Consider the following 23,795-nt stretch of genomic DNA (forward strand, 5'->3'; position numbering starts at 1 on the left):
GGCCGCCGCACGCCGGCAGGGACCGCCGCCCAGGCGGCGTCGTCAGGCGGCGGGGTCCGCCCCTCGAGCCGGCTCGGCGGCCGGCAGCCGGCCGCCGGAGGGGGGCCACGGCCGGATCTGCGGAAGCGGCAGCGGACCCGGCCGCGCGAAGAGGTATCCCTGACCCAGCTCGCACCCAAGTTCCTCCAGCTCGGCGATCTGCCCCTCATGCTCGATGCCCTCGGCGACGACGACGGCGCCGAGCGCATGCGCAAGAACAATCATGGAACGGCGCATCGCCGCAGCCCGGCCCCCGTCCTGCGGCGGTTCCAGCAGAGTCCGATCCAGCTTCACGACGTCCACAGGAAGCAGGTGCATCGCGGCGAGCGTGCTGTTGCCCGCGCCGACGTCGTCCAGAGCGACGGCGACGCCCAGCGCACGCACCTCGTCGAGCACCTCGCGCGCACCATGCAGGTCGTCGATCCGGCTCGTCTCGGTGATCTCGACGACCAGGCGCCGGGGATCGAAGCGACTGGCGGCGAGCGCGCGGGCGACGCTGTCGAGCAGGGTCGTGTCGGCGACCCTGCTGGCCGAGACGTTCACGTGCAGGCGCAACGTGGAGTCCGGGTAGGCCACCGCTATCTCCGCGCAGGCCTGGGTGAGGATCATGTCGTCCAGCGCGCCGACGATGCCGCCGTTCTCCGCGGCGGCGACGAAGGTGCCGGGCGGCACCGGCCCGCGGCCCGGTGCCGTCCACCGGGCGAGCGCCTCCAAGGCGACGGGTCTGCGGTCGCGCAGGCGCACGATGGGCTGGTAGTGGACGTCGAATCCGGCCGATCGGCCGCCCCGACGCAGCGCGGTGGCCAGTGCGTCGGCGAGATGGGTGCCGGCGACGAGATGGGTGCCGGGAGTGGCGCACGACCCGGGCCGATAGACGACCAGGCGGTTCTTGCCCGTCCGCTTCGCCGCGTGCACGGCCGTGTCGGCCCGGCGCAGCAGGGCCTCCGTCGTCTCCTGGGTACGGCCGGCCACAACCAGCCCCACGCTGCCCCGCACGGGCCAGTGATGGCCGCCCACCGACACGGGTTGGCGCAGGGCCGCGAGCACCCGTTCGGCGACCGTCTCGGGCAGCTCCCGCCCCCCGTCGAGCAGCACGGCGAACTCGTCGGAACCCAGCCGCGCGACGGTGTCCGTGGCGCGCACGCAGTGTCGCAGACGCTGGCCGACGGTACGCAGCAGATGGTCCCCGGCGGCATGGCCGAGGCTGTCGTTGATGATGCGGAAGTCGTCGAGGTCGCAGTACAGGACGGCGACGTCCCGACCGTCGCGGCGGCTGGCGGCGAGGGCATCGGTCAGCCGCTGGTGGAACAGCGTGCGGTTGGCGAGCTCGGTGAGCGGATCGTGTGACGTCCAGTACCGCACCTCGCGCTCGGCGTTCCCGACCAGCGCCACCAGCCGCTGGCTCGCTCGCAGGGTGACCATCTGCCGGACGAGGACCGCGGCGATCAGAGTCGAGCCGACCACGATCTCGACCGGATCGAGCACGACGCCTGCCCGCGATCGGTCGAGCATCAGCGCGGCGACGCCGGCGGCGGGAACATAGGGCACCGCGAGCCGCAGCCAGCCGACGAGGTCGCCGCGTGGCCCATCCCGGGCCGCCCGATTCCCGTCGGCCACCCAACCCGCTCGCCACGCCGCCAGGACGACGAGCAAGGCGCCGACCACCGCACCAAGACCCGCCCACGATCTACCCAGCCGGCCGGCATCGCCGCCGACCTGCGTGCACCAGTCTCCGACCACTGCCAGGCACACCAGGCCGGTCCCGGCCGCGGCGACGGCCGGCAGGTCGACCGGCTGGCGGAAGCCCGCGACGTGCAGGACCGCGAGCGCCAGGACGAGGACGACGATCGGGTGCGCGACCGTTATCAGGTGTCGCACCACCCCGACGCCGCTTTCACCCCCGCCAACATCGGCGACATCGGCCTCGCCGAGGCCGGCCAGGATGCCCGACCAGGTGAGCAGGAACAGCGAACCGCCAAGGATGATCTCGTCCAGAGCCGTGGCCGGCACGCCGACGAGCCCGCCGGTCAACCGGGACCCCCCGCCAGCACCGCCACCCGCACCGCTGGGCACGCCCGCAGTCCGCAGGCCGTCGTCGAGGCGGCCCAGCCGCGAGCCTCCGCCGGCGGGCCAGCCCACCTCGCCCAGTCCTCCGGCCGAGGTCGAGGCCGAGGCCGAGGCCGAGATCGAGATCGAGATCGAGTTCGAGGAGCCGAGCAGCGTGCATCGGGCCCGGGAACGCCGCACCCGGCTCGCCGGTACCGCGGCGAGAGCGGCGAGGGCCAGGACGGGCATGGCGAGCTGCCCGGCGTCGGCGAGGTACCCGACGTCCGCGACCGTCGGGCGGTCGGTGGCGAACCGATCCCAGCGGTGCAGCGTCCAGGCCGTCTGCCCCACGGTCCAGGCGGTCAGCGCGAACGACAGCCAGACCAGCCAGCGGCCACGGGGCCGGCCGAGCCGGCGTCCGGCCCACGCGCAGCTCAGCGTCGCGGTCAGGCCGGAAGCGATTGCGGCGGCGTCGACGAGCATCCCCCGTCCCGCCCTCCTCCCCGTGCGCCGGCCGCCTGGGACAAAGGATCCTGATGGAGCGACGGAAACGGCCGATCAAATCACCGCATGTCATTGACAAGCGCGTGGGCGCCCATCGTCAACGTAGCGCGTGATCGCCCTATCACAAAGAGTAGATAGATGCCTCGCGTGCCGCGCGGTCTTCTCGGGCGTCCACCATGTCGACCGTCACGGCCCGACCCCACTCGGGGGCGGCAACCCGCGAGGACGCTCACCCCATGGAAGGGTCGCACCCCGACGGGGAGATCACGGCGTGGACTGAACGTCGACGACGGTGACCCGCTGACTGGCGGTCAGGGNCCCCCNCCCCNCTCCGGTGTACCAGCCGGACGTCGGCGCGACGTCGGAGTAGTCGCGGCCGACCGCGACCGTCACGTAGCGGAGATCCGCGAGCCGGTCGTGGCAGGGATCGTAGGCGACGGCGAGGGCGCCGGGTTCCCAGCCGGCCGCGCCGGCCGCCGCCCCTACCCCTGCTCCCGTGCCGGTCCGGGGAACGCCATCGGCCACCCCACCGCTCATGACGACCTCCACCCAGGCGTGTGACGGGCCGTCCCCGACGAGATGCCCGGACACGTAGCGGGCGGGCAGCCCCGCCGCGCGACACAGGGCGAGCATCACGTGCGCCTGGTCCTGGCAGACCCCCGAACCGCCGGCGAGGGCCTGGGCCGCGGTGGTCGTCACATCCGTGCTGCCGGGGACATACCGAATTCGGCTGTGCACCCAGCCGCAGAACCGGCGTGCCGTCGCCACTGGATCGTCGGTGGCCAGGGCGCGGGCAGCCGCGGTGAGCGCCGCGTCCGGCACAGTCAGCGGGGTGGCGTCGAGGAGCCGACGGCCGGCCAACGCCGTGGCTCGCAGCCATGGCCGGGCACCCCCGACGATCCGGTCGATCGTCACGGTCACATCGAAGTCAAGCCGGGGCGGCACCCGGTCGAGGCGCACCACCGCACTTCGCGTCCCGTCGGCGCCACGTCGCCAGGTGGTGCGGGCCGCGTCGGAGGAGACCACCAGCCGGGCGTCACGGACGGTCTGGTCGCCATGCCGATTGGGCGGGACCACGACGAGTCGGTGCACCAGGTCGGTGGCGTCGCCGTCGTAGGTGTACCGGAAGCGCTGCGCAACCCGATACGTCACCCGTGTGCCGGCCGGCAGGTCGGTCAGGTTGACGGCAGCCACCCCCGACTGGTCCCCCCCGGGCAGATCACCCCCGGACACCGTCGAGGGTTGCGGCAGCGTCGCTGCCCCGCCGGGTTCGAGCGGATCCGACATCCTCACCGGAGGTCTCCCCGCCCCAGCACCGGCCCGCCAAATAGTGTGATATCAGACACACAGTGCCCACTTGACCGGGGAACAGCCATAAGGACCGATCCTAGGAAGAACGACCGGTCGACGACGGATGTTTCCATCACACTGCCGATCGTCGCCTTTGCCTGTTTCCATGCCGTTAACTGCGGGTCCCGGACCCGGCAAGCGATCATCTGGGGGCGACCAACCCACTACAACGGGCACGGATCGAACCGGTGGCCCGCCATGATGCCGCCGATGCGTCATCGGCACCGCCGTATCCGGACATCGTCCCGCGCTGCCGAGTTCACCGGCGGCTGGCACCATCTACAGGCATGAGCGAGCTGGTGGCGACCCGTCCCGAACAGCCTCAGCGCAAGGCCCGCAGCGGCCTGCTCGAACCTCTGGAGGCGCCCCGTCCGCCCGCGCCGTCAGATCTGCCGGCCGATCGGTTCATCAACCGCGAGACCTCCTGGCTCGATTTCAACGCCCGGGTGCTGGCGCTCGCGGAGGACGTCTCCACGCCGTTGTTGGAGCGTGCCAAGTTCCTGGCGATCTTCGCCAGCAACCTCGACGAGTTCTACATGGTCCGGGTCGCCGGTCTGATGCGGCGTGAGGCCACCGGACTCGCGGTCCGCTCGGCCGACGGCCTGAGTGCACGGGAGCAGCTCGACCTCGTCAGCCGGGCCACCGCGCAGCTGACGGAGCGGCACTCGCGCTGCTTCACCGACGAGGTCGTGCCGTCGCTGGCGCACGCAGGGATCAGTATCCGGTTCTGGTCCCAGCTCAGCGAGGCCCAGCGGGAACACCTGCATGACTACTTCCACGAGCAGATCTTCCCGGTGCTCACCCCGCTCGCGGTCGACCCGGCGCATCCGTTCCCCTACATCAGCGGCCTTTCGCTCAACCTCGCCGTGCAGGTCCGCGAGCCGGGCGGGGAGATCGACCACTTCGCCCGGGTGAAGGTGCCGCAGAACGTGCCGCGGCTGGTCCCCGTCGCAGTGGATCCGGCCGGGGACTTCCCCGCGGACGGCCCGACGCAGGCGGAGAGCGCCTGCTTCGTGCCACTCGAAGAGGTGATCGCCGCGCACCTCGACCAGCTTTTCCCGGGCATGGAGGTGATCAACTCCCACCTGTTCCGGGTCACCCGCAACGCCGACCTCGAGGTCGAGGAGGACGAGGCGGAGGATCTGCTGCAGGCCCTGGAACGGGAGCTGGCCCGCCGACGCTTCGGTCCCGCCGTCCGGCTGGAGGTCGACGACGACATCGATTCCGACCTGTTGGCGCTCCTCATGCGCGAGCTCGAGGTCACCGAGCGGGAGGTGCACCGGGTCGCGGGGATGCTGGACCTGTCGGCCCTGTGGGCCCTGTACGACCTCGACCGGCCGGAACTGAAGGACGCGCCGCGGGTTCCGATCACCCATCCTCGACTGATCACCGAAGAGGGGGAGACGCCCGACTTCTTCAGCGTGCTGCGCGAGGGTGACGTCCTCGTCCACCATCCGTACGACTCGTTCACGACCTCGGTGCAACGGTTCATCGAACAGGCTGCCGCCGATCCGCACGTCCTCGCCATCAAGCAGACGCTCTATCGCACGTCCGGCGACTCCCCGATCGTGGACGCTCTCGTCTCGGCGGCCGAGGCGGGCAAGCAGGTCGTCGTGCTGGTCGAGATCAAGGCGCGGTTCGACGAGAGCGCCAACATCCGCTGGGCGCGCGAGCTGGAGCGGGCCGGTTGCCACGTCGTCTACGGCCTGATCGGATTGAAGACCCACTGCAAGACCTGCCTCGTCGTCCGGCAGGAGCGCGGCGGGCTGCGCCGGTACTGCCATGTGGGCACCGGCAACTACAACCCCAAGACCGCGCGGCTCTACGAGGACCTCGGGCTGCTCACCGCCGATCCGGAGGTGGGCGCCGACCTCACCGATCTGTTCAACGTGCTCACCGGGTACAGCCGGCAGACCGAGTACCGCTCGCTGCTGGTCGCTCCGCAGCACATGCGTGACGGGATCCTGCAGCGCATCTCCGCGGAGGCGCGGGNGGCCCAGGAGGGCCGTCCGTGCGGCATCCGTCTCAAGGTCAACAGCCTGGTCGACGAGCAGGTGATCGACGCGCTCTACCGCGCGTCCATGGTGGGAGTTCCCGTGCACTGCCTGGTGCGGGGAATCTGCGCCCTACGGCCCGGCGTACCGGGTCTGTCGGAGACGGTGCACGTCCGGTCGATCCTCGGCCGCTTCCTCGAGCACAGCCGGGTCCTGGAGTTCGCGTCCTCGGACGAGTTCTGGATCGGAAGTGCCGACATGATGCATCGCAACCTGGACCGGCGGATCGAGGCACTCGTCCGGGTGCCGCATCCGGAGCGCCGCGACACCGTGCGCCGCATCCTCGATCACGCCTTCTCCGACGAGGTGTCCGGGTGGGTGTTGCAGTCCGACGGCCGGTGGGAACGGCGGACGGCCGGACCGGACGACGTCCGGCTGTCGGACTACCAACACGACCTCATGGCCGAGGCCATGCGGCGCGGGCACCGGTAACCCGGCGCCCGCACCGTGGATCAGTCGCCGCTCGCCGAGACGCTCGACTTGAACTCGGAGCCGGGCCGGAACTTCGGCACCACCGAGGCCGCGACGTGCACGGGCTCGCCCGTCGCCGGGTTGCGCCCGGTGCGCGCGGCCCGCTCGACCCGCTCGAACACGCCGAATCCGGTGATGGTCACCTTCTCGCCGCTGGCGACGGCCTCCTGAATGGCGTCGAACACGGCGTCGACGGCTTTGGTGGCATTCGACCGTCCGCCTTCGATCTGCTGGGCGATGCGGTCAACCAACTGGGACTTGTTCACAACAACCTCCGGACGCCCCCCGCAGGCGCGGGGTGGGGAGCAGATCGGGCATCACACTGCGCTGCACCGTAGGCATCTCCACTGTCGAGGGCAATTCCCGCGACCGTGTCGCGTCACACAAACCCGCACGTCAACGGGTTCGAGCCGGTGGGCGACGGGATGCGTGCTGTACGGCCAGCGCGCAGCATCCGGTAGATTCATCACGTTGAGTAGCGAGAGGCGTCTGTTTTTTTGGGCGCAATGTCACGCTTTGGTGGCCGGCCGCCTCCGCGAGCGCGGGATCAGCTCTGCTACGTAATCAACCAAACGCCGCAGGCGATGGCGAACGGGTCGGCGCCGGTCGGTAGTCGACCGACCACTAGAGCAGACCTGCCCACACATCGGCCCCGATGTTAATTTCGTCACATCGGGGCCGACGGTCGAGTGGAGAGGCCGAATCGTCTGTGCCGCAGGCCTCCACCCGGTCGGAGCGGGATCCGCGGCCGGAGCCACCGCCGACGTTGGGACGCCCGCGCGCGGGCGCTACACCGCTGAGGGCAGCCAGCCCGGCCGGGTCGCCTCGAAGCCGGTGATCAGCTCCTCGTGCCGCAGGGTCAGGCCCACGTCGTCGAGCCCCTCCATCAGCCGCCAGCGGGTGAAGTCGTCGAGCTCGAACGGGGCCACCAGGCCGGCTCCCCGAACCTCGCGAGCGGCCAGATCGACGGTGATCTCGACGGTCGGGTCCTGCTCCACGGCCGTCTGCAGGGCCTCGACCGTCCCCGCCGGCAGCTGCACCGGCAACAGCCCGTTACCGAGCGCGTTGCCCCGGAAGATGTCGGCGAACCGGGGCGAGATCACCGCCCGGAAGCCATAGTCCTGCAGCGCCCAGACGGCATGCTCACGCGACGAGCCGGTGCCGAAGTCGGGGCCCGCGACCAGGATCGACGCCTCGGCGTAGGCCGGGTTGTTGAGCACGAAGCCCTCGTCGGCCCGCCACTCGGAGAACAGGCCGGCGCCGAACCCGGTGCGCTCGATGCGCTTGAGCCACTCGCTCGGAATGATCTGGTCGGTGTCGACGTCGCTGCGCCGCAGCGGCACGGCCCGACCGGTGTGAATCGTGAACGCCTCCATCGCCGGAAACGCTCCCCTCTGGACGATGTCGTGATCAGGATGGCGGTCGCGGTCGCGGGCACCCGCCGGTTCGACGCCGAGCGGCGACCGCATGGGCCCGGCCTACAACTGCGCCGGGGCGGTGAGCTGACCGGTGACCGCGGTGGCGGCGGCGACTGCCGGAGAGACGAGGTGGGTCCGCCCGCCGGGGCCCTGGCGTCCCTCGAAGTTCCGGTTCGACGTGGAGGCGCTGCGCTCCCCCGGGCGCAGCGTGTCCGGGTTCATCCCGAGGCACATCGAGCAGCCGGCGCTGCGCCACTCCGCTCCGGCGGCCCGGAAGACCTCGTCCAGCCCCTCCGCCTCGGCCTCCGCCTTGACCTGCATCGACCCCGGGACGACCAGGGCCCGGACGCCGTCGGCCACCCGCCGGCCCCGCAGCACGTCGGCCGCGGCCCGCAGGTCACTGAGTCGACCGTTGGTGCAGGAGCCGATGAACACCGTGTCGACGGTCACCTCGGACAACGGTGTGCCCGCCGTGAGTCCCATGTAGGTCAGCGCGCGCTCGGCGGAGGCCCGCGCGGCCGGGTCCGCGTAGTCGCCGGGCGTGGGGATCAGCGAATCCAGCGGCGCTGCCTGGCCCGGGTTGGTCCCCCAGGTCACGTACGGGGTGAGGCTCGCGGCGTCGATGACGACCTCTCGGTCGAACACGGCGTCGTCGTCCGAGGCCAGCGTGCGCCAGTAGGCCACGGCCTCGTCCCAGTCCGGTCCGGTGGCGGCGTGCGCCCGACCGGCGAGGTACTCGAACGTCGTGTCGTCGGGAGCGATCATCCCCGCCCGCGCCCCGGCCTCGATGGACATGTTGCAGACGGTCATCCGGCCCTCCATCGACAGGCCCCGGACCGCCGCACCGCGGTACTCGATGACGTGCCCGGCGCCGCCGCCGGTGCCGATCCGGGCGATGATCGCCAGGATGAGGTCCTTCGCGGTGACGCCGGCCGGCAGGTCGCCGTCGACCGTGACCGCCATCGTCTTCGGCCGGCGCTGCGGCAGCGTCTGGGTCGCGAGCACATGCTCGACCTGGCTGGTGCCGATGCCGAAGGCCAGCGCCCCGAACGCGCCGTGGGTGGAGGTGTGGCTGTCGCCGCACACGATCGTCATGCCCGGCTGGGACAGCCCGAGCTGCGGGCCGACGACGTGGACGATGCCCTGACCGGGGTCGTTCATCGGGTACAGCCGCACCCCGAACTCCGCGCAGTTCTTGCGCAGCGCCTCGACCTGGGCTGCGGAGATCGGATCCGCAATCGGCGCCAGCGTGTTCGTGGTCGGCACGTTGTGGTCCTCGGTGGCGAGGGTCAGGTCGGGGCGACGCACCGGCCGGCCGGCCAGCCGCAGCGCCTCGAACGCCTGCGGCGAGGTGACCTCGTGCACGAGGTGCAGATCGATATAGAGCAGATCCGGTTCACCGTCGGCGCGCCGCACCACGTGGGCGTCCCAGACCTTCTCCGCGAGTGTGCGCCCCATGGCCCCACTCCCCTCCTGCGCCGGGCGAGCAGCCCGCGCGGTCATCCGACAGTCCTGAGTTCGGGGTCGTGCCACGACTCGGTGCCGCGCCATTTGCCCGATCTTGCCATCCCGCCACCATCTCACTATGATCCCATTATGTGGGATGGCAGTATCAGCTTATGAAACAGCTTAGCGGAGTCGGGGTCCTGGACAAAGCTGCCCTCGTCCTGGCCGCCGTGGAGCAGGGGCCAGCCTCCCTCGCCGACCTGGTGGCTCGGACCGGGCTCACCCGGGCGACCGCGCACCGTCTGGCCAGTGCGCTCGAGATTCACCGCCTCGTCGGGCGGGACGGCGCCGGCCGGTTCGTCCCCGGCCCGCGGCTGGCGGCCGGGGTGGCCACCCCGCTGCCCTGGGATGTGCTCGACCGGGCCGACAGGATCCTGACCGAACTGCGCGATGTCACCGGGGAGAGCACCCAGCTCTACGTCCGACGCGGCGCCCTGCGGCTGTGTGTGGCCGCCTCCGAGCGGGCGAGCGGCCTGCGCGACACGGTTCCGGTCGGCGCCGCGCTGCCGATGACGGCGGGGTCCGGGGCCCAGGTCCTCCTCGCGTTCGCGGATCATCCCGACCCCGAGCTACTCGCCGCCGCACCGTTCGACAGCGGCACGCTCGCCCTGGTGCGCGAGCGCGGCTGGGCCGAGAGCATCGGCGAGCGGGAGACCGGTCTGGCCTCGGTGTCCGCCCCCGTGCGCGGGGAATCCGGAACGGTGATCGCGGCGGTGTCGCTGTCCGGCCCGCTGGAGCGCCTGACCCGATCACCCGGGCGCCGGCACGGGTTGGCCGTACTCGCCGCGGCGGCGCGGCTGTCGACATCGGCCGTCGACTGAAGGATCCACTTGCCGTCAACCCCAGGCCACCGGAGATCGGCCGGCTTGCCGGTCCGGTCGGGCCCTGCGTGCGGCCGGCGTGACCACGCAGACACGTTTTCCCCGCTTGTCCCGGCTTTCTCGAGATTGCGGATGCCCCGATCGGGCCCCACAACTGAACGGAGCACGGACTACGCCCGCCGGGTCCGTTCCGGCGTCCCGGTGGCGCGGGTCTCCCCCGCCGCAGGGAGTGTCCTTCCGCCGTCGTAGCCTGTTCGAGTCGTCCGTCTCGGATGATCGGAGACGTAGGCCGGATGACCCAGTGGGGTCATTGCCATCCAGCGAGCAAGCGATATAGGTCGCCCGCGCACTGGGGGCGCCCGTCCGGAGGACTCTTCGGGTTCCGCATGGCCGGGCGGTCGTCGCCCGCGGCGGCGCCGCCGTAGGTTCGGCCGCCTCGTGCGGCGCCAAGGAGGGACAGGGCGCGGTGCGCAAACTGGGTTCGCGGTACGTGCTGCACGAGCTGCTCGGGCAGGGTACGACCGGCCAGGTCTGGCGAGGTGTCCGGGTCCAGGACGACGCCGCGGTGGCGATCAAGGTGCTGCGTCCCGAGCTCGCGAGCGATCCGGAGATCGTCGAGCGGTTCCTGCGGGAGTGGGATCTCCTCGTGGATCTCGACAGCCCCGATCTGGTCGCCGTCCGCGACCTCGTCAACGAGCCGGACGCGCTGGCCATCGTGATGGATCTCGTCGAAGGCCATGACCTGCGGGCGCACCTGCGTGAGTTCGGCCCACGGCCCGCCCAGGAGGCGGTCCGGCTGGCGATCGGTACCCTCTGGGCGCTCGACAGCGTGCACGCCGCCGGGATCGTCCACCGGGACGTCAAGCCCGAGAACATTCTCATCGACACGTCCCAGCCCGACCGCCCGATCGTCCGCCTCACCGACTTCGGCATTGCCCGCATGATCAGCACGCCGTCCCGCGTCAGCGCGACCGGGCCGATCGGCACCCCCCTCTACATGGCGCCCGAGCTCGGCACCGGCGCCCCCCCGACCCCCGCCGCCGACGTCTACTCGGCGGGGGTGGTGCTCTACGAGCTCCTCGCCGGATCGCCGCCATTCGACTCGACGAATCCCGCGGAACTGCTGAGGGCGCACCGGGAGGACGACCCGCAGCCCATCGCCGGCGTGCCGGCGCCGGTGTGGGACGTGCTCGTCGGCATGCTCGCCAAGTCCCCGCGGCGACGGCCGGCGAGCGCTGCCGACGCGGCCGACGACCTCAGCGACGCGCTCGAGGTAGGCCTGCGCGGCGCCGCCGGCGCCGCCGAGGAGCGCGACCGGCGCGGCGGCGCGAAGAGCTCGGGACCCGGCGAGCTCCCCGACGAAGCGGCCCCGACCGGCGCCTATCACCGGCGGGTCGGCGAACGGCCGGCAGCGCCGGCCGGCACCCAGCGGGTGGTCCGGCCCGCAGCCGCCGCGGCGGCCGTCGGGGCCGCGGCGGGCACCGGTGGCTGGAACGACCTCGAACATACCCAGATCGCGGGCAGCCTGACCGCCGCCGCGACGAAGGTCAACGGCTGGGACGGCGGCGATCCCGAGCACACTCGTATCGCCCCGGTGACCAGCGCCCAGAGCGGCGGTCGCGGCGGTTGGGACAGCGACGCGCCGACCGGGATGAGCCCCGCGGTGCGTGTCCCCGCCCGCTCCGGTGGCCCGGCCGCCGACACGAACACGGTCATGTCGGCAATCCCGGCCAGCAAGCAGCCCGGCGCGGCCGGTGGCAACGCCGGGGGCGGGTCGCGGGCGGCGGCCGACCGCCGCCGGCGCACCCGGATCGCGGCCGGTGCCGGTCTCGTCGTCGCCCTCGTCGCCGGGGCCGGGGGCTGGGCGCTCGCCTCCGGCGGCAGCACCAACACGGCGCTGTCCGCCGACCGCGCCGCCGAGTCCTCGGCCGATCCGAGCGCGGGCAACCCGGCCGCCGGCTCTCCCGGTGCCGGGGCACCCGGCATCGCGATCGGCGTCGATGGAAGTGCCCCCGGGGCGGTCGCCGGCCGGCCCGGGGCGAAGGGCTCCCCCGCGCCCGGCGCGCACCCGTCAGCCGGCGCCTCCGCCGCGGCCACGACCCCGGCCAGCAGCCCGACCGCGGGCAGCAGCCCCTCGCCCTCGCCGACCGACGACGGCACGGTGACGGTCCCCAACACCGAGGGCAGCGCGGCCGACACGGCGGTGAACACGCTGAAGTCCGCCGGTTTCACGAACGTCAACAAGACCTTCGGCTGCTACAACACCGGCAAGGCCGACAACGTCGCCCACCAGTCCCCGAAGACCGGCAAGGTCGCCCGGACCACGGCCATCAGCCTGCAGGTCGAGGACTGCGCCCAGGTCCCGAACGTCAACGGGATGTCGGAGTCGGACGGCAAGTGGCAGCTCTACTGGGCCGGCTTCACCTCCACTGCGGTCAACGGGGCGTGCGCCAACGGTGAGACGAGCAAGATCTCCGGGTACTCGCCCACGGGGCAGCGCCCGCGGCACTCCACCACTGTGACGCTGACGGTGACCTGCACCAAGCCGGCACCGGCCCCGACGACGCCCGCGCCCGCACCTACCCCGTCGACAGCTCCCACGACGGCCACGAAGGCCTGACGCGGCACGAAGGCCTGACGCGGTCGGGCGGGGCCCCGCCCCGTCTCGGCCGGGCCCCGCCCGATTCCCGTCGCGGCAGCGACTCCCGCCCCGCGTGCGGCGGGGAGTCGCTGCCGCGGTGCCGCCCCGCGCGGCGTAGTCAGATACGCCGGACGGATTCCGGCTCTCGCCTCTCATCCCCACCAGATCCCGGCAGACACGCGGCCGCCGCCCGTTCTCCTGCCGGCCGGGACAGTCATGCCGCCCGCCAGGGCGAAGCCGGTGGGAGACCGACGCCGACGAGACCGGCCGTCAGCCGGTCGGCGGGGGCGATCACTCGGACGCGATGATGCATGATGTCCGGCGCGATGCGGCGACCGCGCCGTCCAGCCGCCACCAAGCGGGCGCCCGGCCGCCGCTCAGCCGAGCTTGTCCAGAGGCAGCGACCGGATGTCGTCCCGGGCCAGCGGACCGCCGCCCAGCCGCGGCACACGAGGCTCCTCGTCGTCCGTCCGGATGCTGCGGGGCAGCGGCATGGGCACCGGCAGCGCCGCCTCCGGCTCCGGCGCGAGGGCCGCGTGGGCGGTGGCCGCCCACAGATCGACCTCGACGATGATCTCGCCGTTCTCCGACGACATCCGCAGCCGGCCGCCGTGTACCTCGACGAGCCGCCGGACGACGTAGAGGCCCATGCCGGCGCCATCGGTGGGCCGGGTGGCGGTGCCGTCTCGCTGCGTGAACGGTTCGAAGAGCTGGCGGATCGTGCCGGGGTCGAGGTCGGGCCCGGGGTTGCGGACGCGGAGAACAACCTCGTCGCCGACCCGGCCCGCGATCAGCCGAACGGGCGCGCCCGGCCAGGAGTGCACCAGGGCGTTGTCGACCAGGTTCGCCACCACCTGGATGAGGGCCTGCCGCGCCATCCGCACGGGCAGTTCGGGCGGAAGATCCACCGTGATGCTGCTGGGCGAGCTGGTGTACGACAGGTTGGCGATCACATGCCGGACGACCTCGGGTAGATCGGCGATGGTCGTCTCGTCCGTGCCGGTGGCCGTGGCGGCCGTCAGCATGTTCTCCAGCAGCCGGGAGAGCCGGTCGGAGTAGTTCACCGCAGCATCGAGCAGATCGTCGAGCTGGGCGTCGGAGAGCCGGCTGCGGCGCCGCTTGATGGTGAGCAAGTTCCCTCGGATTCCGGTCAGCGGCGTGCGGAACTCGTGCGAGACGGTCGCGACGAGGTCGCTGCGGATGCGGTCGGTCTCCTCCAGCCGGGCCATCAGGCTCTGCTGGCCCTCGTAGAGCTGCTGACGGTAATGCTCCACCCGCCGCCGGGACTGCTCGTTGTAGTGCCAGAAGACCATCTGCGCGCAGGCGAGGGCGAAGATGAAACCCGCGTGCAGACCGGCCAGCAGCCAGGCATTGTCCAGCACCGCCGCGCCGGCGCTGACGATGTTTCCCATCGCCAGGTTCGCGACGAACACGAACGCGATGGCCAGCAGGTAGACCGTCCACTCCTCATACAGCGCGATCAGCGCCACGACCACGAAGAAGTGGAAGTACATCGGGGTGAGGCCGTCGGAGATGTGCACGAGCACGACCGAACAGCACAGGAGGCCGAGGCTCGCGGCAAGGGCACGGACCCGGCGCCGGCCGGGCACGACCGCGGCAGCGAACAGCAGGGCAGGCGGGCTGGCCGCCAGGAACCCGTGCGCGAGGCTCAGGTTCTGCCAGATCGCGTAGCCGACGATGACTGGCAGGTGCATCGCCAGCACCAGGCACATGAGGGTGTGCCGGGCCGTCCAGTCCTCGATCGGCAGCCCGCGGCCCTGCGGGAGCAGCGCGGTGAGTCGCCGGGCCATCCCCGGCTGCGATCCCCCGCCCTCCCCCTCCGGCGCCGATGCCCCGGCCGAGCGCAGCCGTCCGGCGCGGCGCGCAGCGCGTCCCGCGTGGGCGCTGCCGTGCCGGCGCCGGGCCCGTTCGGGCGTCGATGGACTGACGGTGGACATCCGCGCAAGTTTCTACCGTTCCAACCCGGGAGCACCATGGTTGTCAAGGGTGGTGTCGCATGGCGACAGTGCCCAGGTTTGACTAGGCCATCCGCACCACTCGGCACCGGGCTCAACGGAGCATGGCGCGAACCTTGGTTGCGCCGCCAGGCTGTGGTCCGCGAGGTGGCCCCAGGACGGCCGCCCATGGAGGAGGACACCGTGCCCCCAGTGGCCCTGACAGCCTCGACCGCGTCCGCGATCGTTCCGCCGACCGCGGGACGCTGCGGCCCGTCGACGGCCGGCGCCACCGACGAGCCCGCCGGGCCCGCCGTCCTGACCCACTCGGCCCGTCCACAGCTCCGGCTCGTCGCGTCGACACAGGGGGGCGTGGGCGCTCCCGAGGCCGAGATTCACGGCTGGGGGGGTCCCGCCTCCTGCGGCTGCCGGGAGTGCGCGATGGCCCGCCACCCGGCCGCCATGCCGCGCCTCACCGTCGTGCGGTAGGCGGCACCCGGCCCCTGACATGACGATGGCCCCCGGATGGAAATCCGGGGGCCATCGTGAGTTCTGCAGGGTGGGCATATCTCTGATCCTCTACGAAGAAGGAAGATAAACCCGTTGTAGCCCCGACCGGATTCGAACCGGCGCTACCGCCTTGAGAGGGCGGCGTCCTGGGCCGCTAGACGACGGGGCCAAGACTTTTCCTATCGTGCGCTGCGGTGCACGTCGTACTGTACACGATGCCGAAGCAGTCCGGCGAAGCGGTGCAACTCCGGCCTTTGGTGCAGCTGGGGTACCAGGACTCGAACCTAGACTAACGGAGCCAGAATCCGTTGGGCTGCCAATTACCCCATACCCCATGGGGCCCTGATCGGGCGTTGCCCACTGTACCTCATGGCGCGGGGGTGTCTGCGCACCGGGGCCCGATGCACACTCGTCATCCCCGATGCCGCAGCGCTCCCGCACCGCCAACACACCACCCGCCCATGCAACCGCGTGACCGCCTGATCCCGCCGCCCGGCTCGTCCACAGTGCGCCCGCCCGTCGGCGCGTCGCCGGGTGGAGGACACGCGCAGACGAAGCAGACCGGGCATGCGAAGCAGACCACACCTGCGAAGCAGGTGGAGAATTCGCGTGAGCCCCCGCGGCCCGGAGGGCGGTGTCGGTTGTCCAGCCGGCGGAAGACCGGCAGCTACGCCGCCGCCCCCGGGCGAGGGAGCTCAGCGGGCCGTCACGGGGTTGGTCAACGTGCCGATGCCCTCCACGGTCACCGCCACGGTCTGGCCCGGTCGCATCGGCCCGACCCCCGCCGGTGTGCCCGTCAGGAGCACGTCGCCGGGCAGCAGGGTCATGGCGGCGGACATGTAGGCGATGAGGGCGGGCACGTCGCGCAGCAGCAGCTTCGTGCGGGAGTTCTGCCGCAGCTCACCGTCGAGGGTGGTGCGGATCGGAAGGTCGGTGGGATCGAGCTCGGTCTCGATCCAGGGACCGATCGGGCAGAACGAGTCGTGTCCCTTGGCCCGCGTCCACTGACCGTCGGTCTGCTGCTGATCCCGAGCCGTCACGTCGTTGGCGCAGGTGTAGCCAAGTACCACGTCGAAGGCCCGCTCCACTGGGACGTCACGGCACAGCCGCCCGATGACGACCGCCAGCTCCCCCTCGAAGTCGACCCGGTCGCTGTCCGGCGGAAGCGTGATCGGGTCGCCCGGACCGGCGACACTCGTCGACGGTTTGAGGAACAGGATCGGGCGCTCCGGCGGGGTGTCACCACCCATCTCCCGGACATGGTCGGCATAGTTCTTGCCGACGCAGAGCACCTTGCTGGGCAGGACCGGAGCGAGCAGCCGGACGTCGCCGAGCGGCCGCCGGGCGCCGGTGAAGGAGAAGGGGCCGAAAGGATGCGGGGCGATGACCGAGATCACGGCATTGCCCTCCTCTACCGACCCCTCGACGACCCCGAATCCGGGCTCCGAACCATCGGTGAACCTCGCGATACGCACGCCCTGACCGTATCCAGCCCGGCGACGGAACCTGGCGGCCGTCCGACGGGCCCACCACGCGACAGCGGCCGGCGTGATCGGGTTCGCCAGAACGCCGGGTGTGCCAGAGAATCGGGCCAGATCGAGTGACAGGTCCAGGCACCGGGCGGCACCCGTTGCGGCCCAGCGTCCCGCCCGCCCGGTGCTCCGGCGCCGGCAGCGGTGAGCCTGCATCGGGCGTGTCACGCCCGGATTGGAAGGAGAATGGTGAGCGAGACCGATACCACCCCCGTCTACGACGTCGGGGCGCCGGAGCCCAAGCCGATCGACGAGGAGCTGAGCGTCAAGCTGGGCCACCTTGCCGAGGACGCGATCCTGCGCGGCAAGCCCAACGGGGACGAGCGGTGCGACAACTGCCTGTACTACCTCGACACCGACAAGGACGTCACCTACTGCTGGCACCCGAAGCTGCGGATCCTCGTCGGCGGTGACTGGTGGTGCCAGTGGTGGGAGGAGATCCCGGAGGACTGACGGACCGTCAGACGCGGCCGGTCGGTCCGATCGCGCACATGTGCCGCGGCACCCCCTGAACGGGCCGCTACGGGCCTGTCAGGGGGTGCCGGTCACTCTGTGTTTCCGCCGCCCCGGCCCTGGACGTCGCCAGCCGGTCCGCGGCCGTCAGCCGGTCCGCGGCTGTTCAGGTCGCGTTCGGATCAGCGCGCTCGCCCTGCCGCCGCAGCCCGAAGTTCACCGCGTCCTCGAGAGCCGACCAGGAGGCGGCGATGATGTTCTCGTCGACGCCGATGGTGTCCCAGCGTGACCGCCCGTCGCTGGTACCGACCAGGACCCGGGTGACCGCGCCGGTGCCCTGCTTGCCGTCGAGGATGCGGACCTTGTAGTCGACGAGCTCCAGGTCGGCCAGGCCGGGGTAGGCCTTCTCCAAGGCGTCGCGCAGGGCGGTGTCGAGCGCGTTGACGGGCCCGTTACCCTCGGCCGTCGCGACGTGCCGCACCCCGTGCGAGGTGAGCTTGACGGTCGCCTCGCTCACCACCTGGCCGTCGGAGCGCTGTTCGACGATCACCCGCCAGGACTCCAGGGTGTAGAAGCGCTTGCGGCCCGTCACCTCGTCGCGCAGCAGCAACTCGAACGACGCCTCGGCCGCCTCATAGGCGAATCCGGTGGCCTCGCGCTCCTTGACCAGGTCCACGACCCGGCCGAGGGCCTCACGCTCGTTGGACAGATCGAGCCCGAGCTCGCGGCCCTTGAGCTCGATGGTCGCGCGGCCGGCCAGTTCGGAGACCAGCATCCGCATGTCACTGCCGACCGCTGCCGGGTCGATGTGCTGGTACATGTCCGGGTCGATCTTGACTGCGCTGGCGTGCAGCCCGGCCTTGTGCGCGAACGCGCTTGCGCCGACATAAGGCCGGTGGGGGTCGGGAACCGAGTTGGTGACCTCGTCGATGGCGTGGGAGACCCGGACGAGTTCCTGCAGCCGCCCCGGTGGCAGCGCCGCGCGGCCGAGCTTGGTCTCCAGGCCGGCGATGACGCTGAGCAGGTTCGCGTTACCGCACCGCTCGCCGTAGCCGTTCGCCGTGCCCTGCACGTGGGTCACCCCGGCCTCGACGGCGACCAGGGTGTTCGCCACCGCGCAGTCGGCGTCGTCGTGGCAGTGGATGCCCAGTCGGGCACCGGTCCTGGCGAGCACCTCGGTGACGACGGCGCCGATGCGGGTGGGAAGCATTCCGCCGTTCGTGTCGCAGAGCACGACGACCTCGGCGCCGGCCTCGGCGGCGGCGGAGACGACCTCGAGCGCGTACTCGGGATGCACGCGGTAGCCGTCGAAGAAATGCTCGGCGTCGAGGAAGACCCGCTTGCCCTCGGCCCGCAGGTGGGCGACGGTGTCCCGGATCATCGCCAGGTTCTCGGCGGGGCTGGTGCGCAGCGCGCGCTCCACGTGCCGCAGATCCGACTTCGCGACGAGGCAGACCACCGGCGTGCCGGCCTCCCGCAGGGCTGCCACCTGGGGATCGTCCGCGGCCGCGCGGCCGGCGCGCCGGGTCGCCCCGAAGGCGGTCAGCACCGCGGTCGACAGCGTCAGCTCGGTGCGGGCCCGGGCGAAGAACTCCGCGTCCTTCGGATTGGATCCCGGCCAGCCGCCCTCGATGAAGCCGACGCCGAGGTCGTCGAGGTGGCGGGCCACCGAGAGCTTGTCACCGACCGAGAGCGACAACCCCTCCTGCTGCGTACCGTCGCGCAGGGTGGTGTCGTAGATGTGCAGGGAATCGGGATCGTATGGCCGCACGGGGGCGCCTCTCCGGTGGATCGGGGGCCGTGGGACCGCGTCCGGCACGGCCGCCCCGCGTCCCACCGAGTCACGCACGGACCGTGCTCCGGCACCGACGTCCGGCAGGGTTCGGGGACCATGGGACCGCCACGCGCCCGGTCCCATGGGTCAGTGACCGGAGCGCGCGACGGAGACGGGTTCGCCGCCGGGTGACAAGCCTACGATGTAACAGACCCGACATGTGGCGAGTGTGGTGCGCACCACAGTCAATCCGGTTCGGCTGCTCGCGGGGATCGCCGAAGGCGATTCCCGGAGACCACCCACGGTCACAACCACCAGCAGGGGTCCCCGCAGATTCGCGAAGCCCCAACCCTGATCACCCACGGGGATCGCCGAAGGCGATTCCCGGAGACCACCCACGGTCACAACCACCAGCAGGGGTCCCCGCAGATTCGCGAAGCGGATCTGCGGGGCTGCTCAGTCTCCGGCGAAGCGGCGCAGGCGGTCGACCTGGAGGATCGTGATCGTCTGCCCTTCCGACAGAATCCAGGTGCGCCGTTCGAATTCGCGCAACGCCTGGTTGACGGACTGGCGGGAACCGCCAAGCAGCGAGGCGATCTCCGTCTGGGTGAGGCCGAGCTCGATCACCGGCCGGCCCGCTTCTCGCATCCGCAACAGCAGCAGCTTCGCCACCCGGCGCGGCAGGTCGAGAAAGACGAGGTCGGCGTTGGCTCCGGTGAGCCGCCGGACGTGGGCGACCAGCGCCCGGATGAGCTGCTCGGCGACGGCCGGGCGTTCCCGGACGAGCTCCCATACGGCGGCTCGGTCGAGGACCAACGCAGTGCTGGATTCCAGGGCCTCGACGCTGGCGGATCTCGTCCCGGCTTCGACGATGTTGAGTTCGCCCAGCGTCTCCCGAGGGCCGGCGATGTTCAGCACGTGATCGCGCCCGTCGTCCGCCTTGGTGAGCACCTTGAGCCGCCCCGTGGCGACCACGAGAAGAGTATCTCCCGGCTCACCCTCGGTGAAGACAACCTGCCCGCGGCGGAATCGCCGCGTGACCGCCCGTGAGGCGAGTCGCAGCAGGTCCTCCTCGTCCAGCTCCTTCAGCAGCGTGGTCGCTCGAAGCAGGGCGACCGCCTCATTGTCGTGCATGCGGTGACCGTAGCGCCATTGCTCCGCCTGATGTTCCGCAGCCACCGGGGTATGCCGCTCCGGAGCGGACGGCGCATCGGGAACATCCTTGGCGTACGTCACGCAGGCATCATACCGTTATATGTTGGTCACTCCAGCACCGCACCACGTCGCGCATGGAAAGAATTCCGGCCACTCCACCACCCGACGTGACGATGAGATGACGAAATCCTCCGCGCAGCATCGCGGCTGCCGCGTCGTCGAGCGACCAGCCTGGATCCGCGAAGACGACATCGCGGGTGAGGTGATCGCCGGCGATCTCGACATCCGGATCCTGTTCCGCCGCGATCGAGCGGAGAATGTCCCGCTCGGTGAGAATTCCGTAGCCCTGACTGTCCGCATCGTGGACGACCGCCGCGCCCACCTTGCGCGCGGCCATCAGCCGGGCCGCCTGGCGGAGCGTGTGGCCTGGGCCGATCATGAGAACAAGGGAGCTCATCCCCTCCGAAACGCGCACGACGCCCTCCGAACCCCGCTATACCGTCCGAAACCCTGGCAGTACCCTCCGACACCGGTAATGCCGTGCGCAGCGGTAATGCCGTCCACAGGCTCCGCGATGCCCGCACGGCGCTTGTGCATTCGTGAAGCCTGCTACTCGCGACGGTAGGCGCCGTGAAGCCGATTGGCCAGGGCGAAACGGGGATTGCCGTGGCCACATTGTGACCTCGACCACGCCACAAAAGCGAAGAATGTGGCCGAAGCGGATGTCAGGTCAACGATGGCACCGCCGACCCGCCGACCCGCCGACCCGCCAAGGGGATGCGCGGGGACACGGGAAAGACCGCGTCCACCCGCTGCCCGGGTAGCTCGCGCACATGGAATCCGCCGAGGCATGTCGCGGACGCGCGGACCGGTGTGCCTCGGCGGATCGACGAGTCGCGGCTGCCTAGCTCCGGACCAGCTCGTTCCAGGAGCGGTAGCGGTCCAGCTCACCTCGCGTGGCCCGGTGGAAGATCTCCAGCAGCTCGCGGGTCACCGGACCCGGCTTGCCCGCCCCGACCTGCCGGTCGTCAACCGAGACGATCGGCACGATCTCGGCCGCCGTCCCGGTGAAGAAGGCCTCGTCGGCCAGGTAGAGGTCGGTGCGCACGACGTGCTGCTCGATCACCTCGTACCCCTGGTCGGCGGCGATCTGCATGATCGAGGCGCGGGTGATGCCGCCCAACGGCCCGTCGGTCAGCAGCGGAGTGATGACCTGACGGCCGGAGACGATGAAGACGTTCTCACCGGTGCCGTCTGCTATATGGCCGTTCGGGCTGGTCAGGATCGCCTCGTCGTAACCCGCCTTCACCGCCGCGACCTTCGCCAGCGACGAGTTCAGGTACTGCCCGGACGCCTTCGCCGCCGGCGGGGTGATGTTGGGGTCGTTCCGCTTCCAGGAGGAGATCTGCGCTCGCACACCGTTCGCCTCGGCCTCCTCGCCGAGGTAGGCACCCCACGGCCAGACCGCGATCATCACCTCGACCGGTGAGGGCAGCGGGTTGAGACCCATCTCCCCGTAGCCGAGGTAGACCAGGGGCCGGATGTAGCAGGAGGAGATGTCGTTGACCGCGATGGTCTCCTTGGTGGCCGCCACCACCTGCTCCTGAGTGAAGGAGGGCTCCATCACGTAGATCTTCGCGCTGCGGTAGAGGCGGGCGATGTGATCCGACAGCCGAAAGACGGCGGGGCCGTCGGCCGTCTCGTAACAGCGGATGCCCTCGAACACGCCCCAGCCGTAGTGCAGGGTCGGGTTGAGCACGTGGATGCGGGCGTCGTCCCAATCGACGAGCTTGCCACTCATCCAGATCTTCGAGGTGGGGGTGATGGGCACAGCGGACTCCAGGCCAGGATCGACGAAGCGAACAGGGATGACGAATTCGCCGATCATCGCCGTGGTGGGCCCCGTCGGCTGCCGTCTACCGGATCTACGGCTCCCGCTTCGAGGATAACCACCTCGCCGCGCGGCGGGGAACTCCGCGAGAACGGCAGACGACCGGCGACGACGGCCGACGCGGTCCCGACGGCCGACGCGCCGGAGTGGGACGGAGCGCCGGAGTGGGACGGAGCGCCGGAGTGGGACGGAGCGCCGGAGTGGGACGGAGCAGCGAAGTCCGCGGCGACCGAGTCGCGAGCTAGCCGACCGCGCGCGCGGCCAGGTCCTCGCCGCGCTCCCGGGTCGACAGGGCCGCGGCGCCCGCGCCCACCCGGCCCGCGAGCGATGCTGCAACCGCGGCCTCGACCCTCGCTGCCTCCTCGGCGTGTCCCAGGTGGTCGAGCAGCATCGCGACGGAGGCGACCGTCGCCGTCGGGTCGGCGAGCTGCTTGCCGGCGATGTCGGGCGCGCTGCCGTGGACCGGCTCGAACATGCTCGGGTGGGCGCCGGACGGGTCGAGATTGCCGCTGGCGGCCAGCCCGATGCCGCCGGTGATCGCCGCGCCGATATCGGTGATGATGTCGCCGAACATGTTGTCTGTGACGACGACGTCGAACCGTCCCGGATCGGTCACGAAGAACATCGAGGCCGCGTCCACGTGCTGGTAGTCGACCCGCACGTCGGGGAACTCCGGCGCCACCTCGGCGACCGTGCGCGACCACAGGTCGCCGGCCTTGGTCAGGACGTTGTTCTTGTGCACGAGGGTGAGATGGCGGCGCTCGCGGCGAGCGGCGCGGCGGAAGGCGTCCCGCACGACCCGCTCGACGCCGTAGCGGGTGTTGAGGCTCTCCTCGGTGGCAACCTCGTGCGGAGTCCCCCGCCGCAGCACGCCGCCGGCACCCGCGTACGGACCCTCGGTGCCCTCACGCACCACGATCATGTCGATCGTGGGCTCTCCGGCCAGCGGCGAGGCGACCCCGGGATACAGCCGCACCGGCCGCAGGTTGACATGGTGGTCGAGCTCGAAGCGCAGACGCAGAAGCAGGCCGCGCTCGAGCACGCCGCTCGGCACCCCCGGATCGCCGACCGCGCCGAGCAGGATCGCGTCGTGACCGCGCAGTTCCTCGAGCACCGAGTCGGGCAGCGTCTCCCCGGTCTGATGCCAACGCCGGGCGCCCAGGTCGTACTCGGTCGTGTCGACCTTGGGGTGTACGGCCCGCAGTACCCGCAGCCCCTCCGCCACCACTTCGGGGCCGATCCCGTCACCGCCGATCACCGCAAGCCTCATGTGCCCGACTGTAGCCGGAACCCGCGGATCGCAGCGGCTCGACTCGATCCGGCGCCGGGGGCTCCGCGGGGGACCCTCGAACCTGCGCGGCGAACCTCCCGGCCGTGGCGGCGGGGTGGCGCGGGCAGGGCGCCCTCGGACGGCACCGGGTGTGGAGACACGGCGACGGACGGACACGGTGGGATGAGCCGCTACGCCCCCCGCTACCACAGGGCATCACCGGACGACCAGCGAGACCACCACACTGCGGCCTAACGATTACCACCAGTGACCACCGTCCGGCCGGGCCGCGCGGGGTATCACGTTCGTTGTTCCCGAATTGATGTGCGCCCGCCGGAGCACCNACTCCGACCGCACGGCACCGATACCTCAGAAAGTGAGGCGCATTGTCGTGCTCGACAACAG

The 23,795-nt window shown here is 71.3% G+C and carries 16 protein-coding genes, 2 tRNA genes and 2 pseudogenes; 6 read left to right on the plus strand and 14 right to left on the minus strand.

The annotated features are described in order from the left end of the window. Positions 1-42: 42 nt before the first annotated feature. A complete protein-coding gene (locus tag FF36_RS17755) occupies positions 43-2,568 on the minus strand; it encodes a putative bifunctional diguanylate cyclase/phosphodiesterase (RefSeq protein ID WP_044886215.1) in 2,526 nt (841 codons plus the stop codon). A 350-nt stretch (positions 2,569-2,918) separates the two neighbouring features. Next, positions 2,919-3,876, minus strand: a pseudogene (locus FF36_RS17760) (transglutaminase family protein); the annotation flags it as partial. 350 nt (positions 3,877-4,226) lie between these two features. Between FF36_RS17760 and ppk1 the strand changes: the two are divergent. After that, a partial coding sequence (gene ppk1, locus FF36_RS17765) for a polyphosphate kinase 1 (protein ID WP_242422585.1) occupies positions 4,227-5,931 on the plus strand: 1,705 nt, incomplete at its 3' end. A 1-nt stretch (position 5,932) separates the two neighbouring features. Beyond that, positions 5,933-6,425, plus strand: a pseudogene (locus FF36_RS38270) (RNA degradosome polyphosphate kinase); the annotation flags it as partial. Positions 6,426-6,445: 20 nt separating this feature from the next. On the opposite strand, the gene FF36_RS17770 reads toward FF36_RS38270, so the two are convergent. From FF36_RS17770 to leuC, 3 genes are all read right to left on the minus strand, one after another. Continuing rightward, positions 6,446-6,730 carry an HU family DNA-binding protein gene (locus tag FF36_RS17770; RefSeq protein ID WP_009742300.1) on the minus strand — a complete coding sequence of 95 codons (285 nt, stop codon included), beginning with the start codon at positions 6,728-6,730 and terminating at the stop codon, positions 6,446-6,448. A 522-nt stretch (positions 6,731-7,252) separates the two neighbouring features. Continuing rightward, a complete protein-coding gene (gene leuD, locus FF36_RS17775; RefSeq protein WP_044886254.1) occupies positions 7,253-7,840 on the minus strand; it encodes a 3-isopropylmalate dehydratase small subunit in 588 nt (195 codons plus the stop codon). 102 nt (positions 7,841-7,942) lie between these two features. Next, entirely contained in the window at positions 7,943-9,340 is a 1,398-nt protein-coding gene (gene leuC, locus FF36_RS17780) for a 3-isopropylmalate dehydratase large subunit (RefSeq protein WP_044886217.1), read from the minus strand. 161 nt (positions 9,341-9,501) lie between these two features. On the opposite strand from leuC, the gene FF36_RS17785 reads away from it, so the two are divergent. Then, positions 9,502-10,209, plus strand: coding sequence for an IclR family transcriptional regulator (locus tag FF36_RS17785; protein WP_044886218.1), 708 nt, complete (start codon positions 9,502-9,504; stop codon positions 10,207-10,209). A 466-nt stretch (positions 10,210-10,675) separates the two neighbouring features. Continuing rightward, positions 10,676-12,829: a serine/threonine-protein kinase gene (locus FF36_RS17790; protein ID WP_044886219.1), complete on the plus strand. Its 2,154-nt coding sequence runs from the start codon at positions 10,676-10,678 to the stop codon at positions 12,827-12,829. A gap of 398 nt (positions 12,830-13,227) precedes the next feature. Here the strand turns inward: FF36_RS17790 and FF36_RS17795 are convergent, their stop codons facing one another. Then, positions 13,228-14,808 (minus strand): sensor histidine kinase, encoded by a 1,581-nt coding sequence (locus tag FF36_RS17795; RefSeq protein ID WP_044886220.1) that lies wholly within the window; start codon positions 14,806-14,808, stop codon positions 13,228-13,230. 201 nt (positions 14,809-15,009) lie between these two features. Between FF36_RS17795 and FF36_RS17800 the strand changes: the two genes are divergently transcribed. Continuing rightward, on the plus strand, positions 15,010-15,294 hold the full coding sequence (locus FF36_RS17800; RefSeq protein ID WP_044886255.1) for a hypothetical protein: 285 nt from the start codon (positions 15,010-15,012) through the stop codon (positions 15,292-15,294). Between the two features lie 117 nt (positions 15,295-15,411). Here the strand turns inward: FF36_RS17800 and FF36_RS17805 are convergent. The 3 genes from FF36_RS17805 to FF36_RS17815 form a co-directional block, all read right to left on the minus strand. Continuing rightward, positions 15,412-15,484 (minus strand) — tRNA-Glu (locus FF36_RS17805). A 94-nt stretch (positions 15,485-15,578) separates the two neighbouring features. After that, positions 15,579-15,650: transfer RNA gene (locus tag FF36_RS17810), tRNA-Gln, on the minus strand. A 360-nt stretch (positions 15,651-16,010) separates the two neighbouring features. Next, positions 16,011-16,790: a fumarylacetoacetate hydrolase family protein gene (locus FF36_RS17815; RefSeq protein WP_044886221.1), complete on the minus strand. Its 780-nt coding sequence runs from the start codon at positions 16,788-16,790 to the stop codon at positions 16,011-16,013. Between the two features lie 246 nt (positions 16,791-17,036). Here FF36_RS17815 and FF36_RS17820 point away from each other — a divergent pair, with 246 nt between their 5' ends. After that, positions 17,037-17,300, plus strand: coding sequence for a hypothetical protein (locus tag FF36_RS17820; protein WP_044886256.1), 264 nt, complete (start codon positions 17,037-17,039; stop codon positions 17,298-17,300). 166 nt (positions 17,301-17,466) lie between these two features. Here FF36_RS17820 and cimA read toward each other — a convergent pair whose 3' ends face one another. The 5 genes from cimA to FF36_RS17845 form a co-directional block, all read right to left on the minus strand. Then, complete coding sequence (gene cimA, locus FF36_RS17825; RefSeq protein WP_044886257.1) at positions 17,467-19,071, minus strand: citramalate synthase; 1,605 nt, start codon at positions 19,069-19,071, stop codon at positions 17,467-17,469. A gap of 459 nt (positions 19,072-19,530) precedes the next feature. After that, positions 19,531-20,208 carry a Crp/Fnr family transcriptional regulator gene (locus tag FF36_RS17830; protein ID WP_044886222.1) on the minus strand — a complete coding sequence of 226 codons (678 nt, stop codon included), beginning with the start codon at positions 20,206-20,208 and terminating at the stop codon, positions 19,531-19,533. Between the two features lie 109 nt (positions 20,209-20,317). Continuing rightward, positions 20,318-20,704, minus strand: a complete 387-nt coding sequence (locus FF36_RS17835; protein WP_044886223.1) for a CBS domain-containing protein — start codon at positions 20,702-20,704, stop codon at positions 20,318-20,320. Between the two features lie 429 nt (positions 20,705-21,133). Beyond that, positions 21,134-22,060, minus strand: a complete 927-nt coding sequence (locus FF36_RS17840) for a branched-chain amino acid transaminase (protein WP_044886258.1) — start codon at positions 22,058-22,060, stop codon at positions 21,134-21,136. A 301-nt stretch (positions 22,061-22,361) separates the two neighbouring features. Continuing rightward, positions 22,362-23,390, minus strand: a complete 1,029-nt coding sequence (locus tag FF36_RS17845) for a 3-isopropylmalate dehydrogenase (protein WP_044886224.1) — start codon at positions 23,388-23,390, stop codon at positions 22,362-22,364. Between the last annotated feature and the right edge of the window lie 405 nt (positions 23,391-23,795).

It is taken from the genome of Frankia torreyi (assembly GCF_000948395.1).
Classification (GTDB): Bacteria; Actinomycetota; Actinomycetes; order Frankiales; family Frankiaceae; genus Frankia; species Frankia torreyi.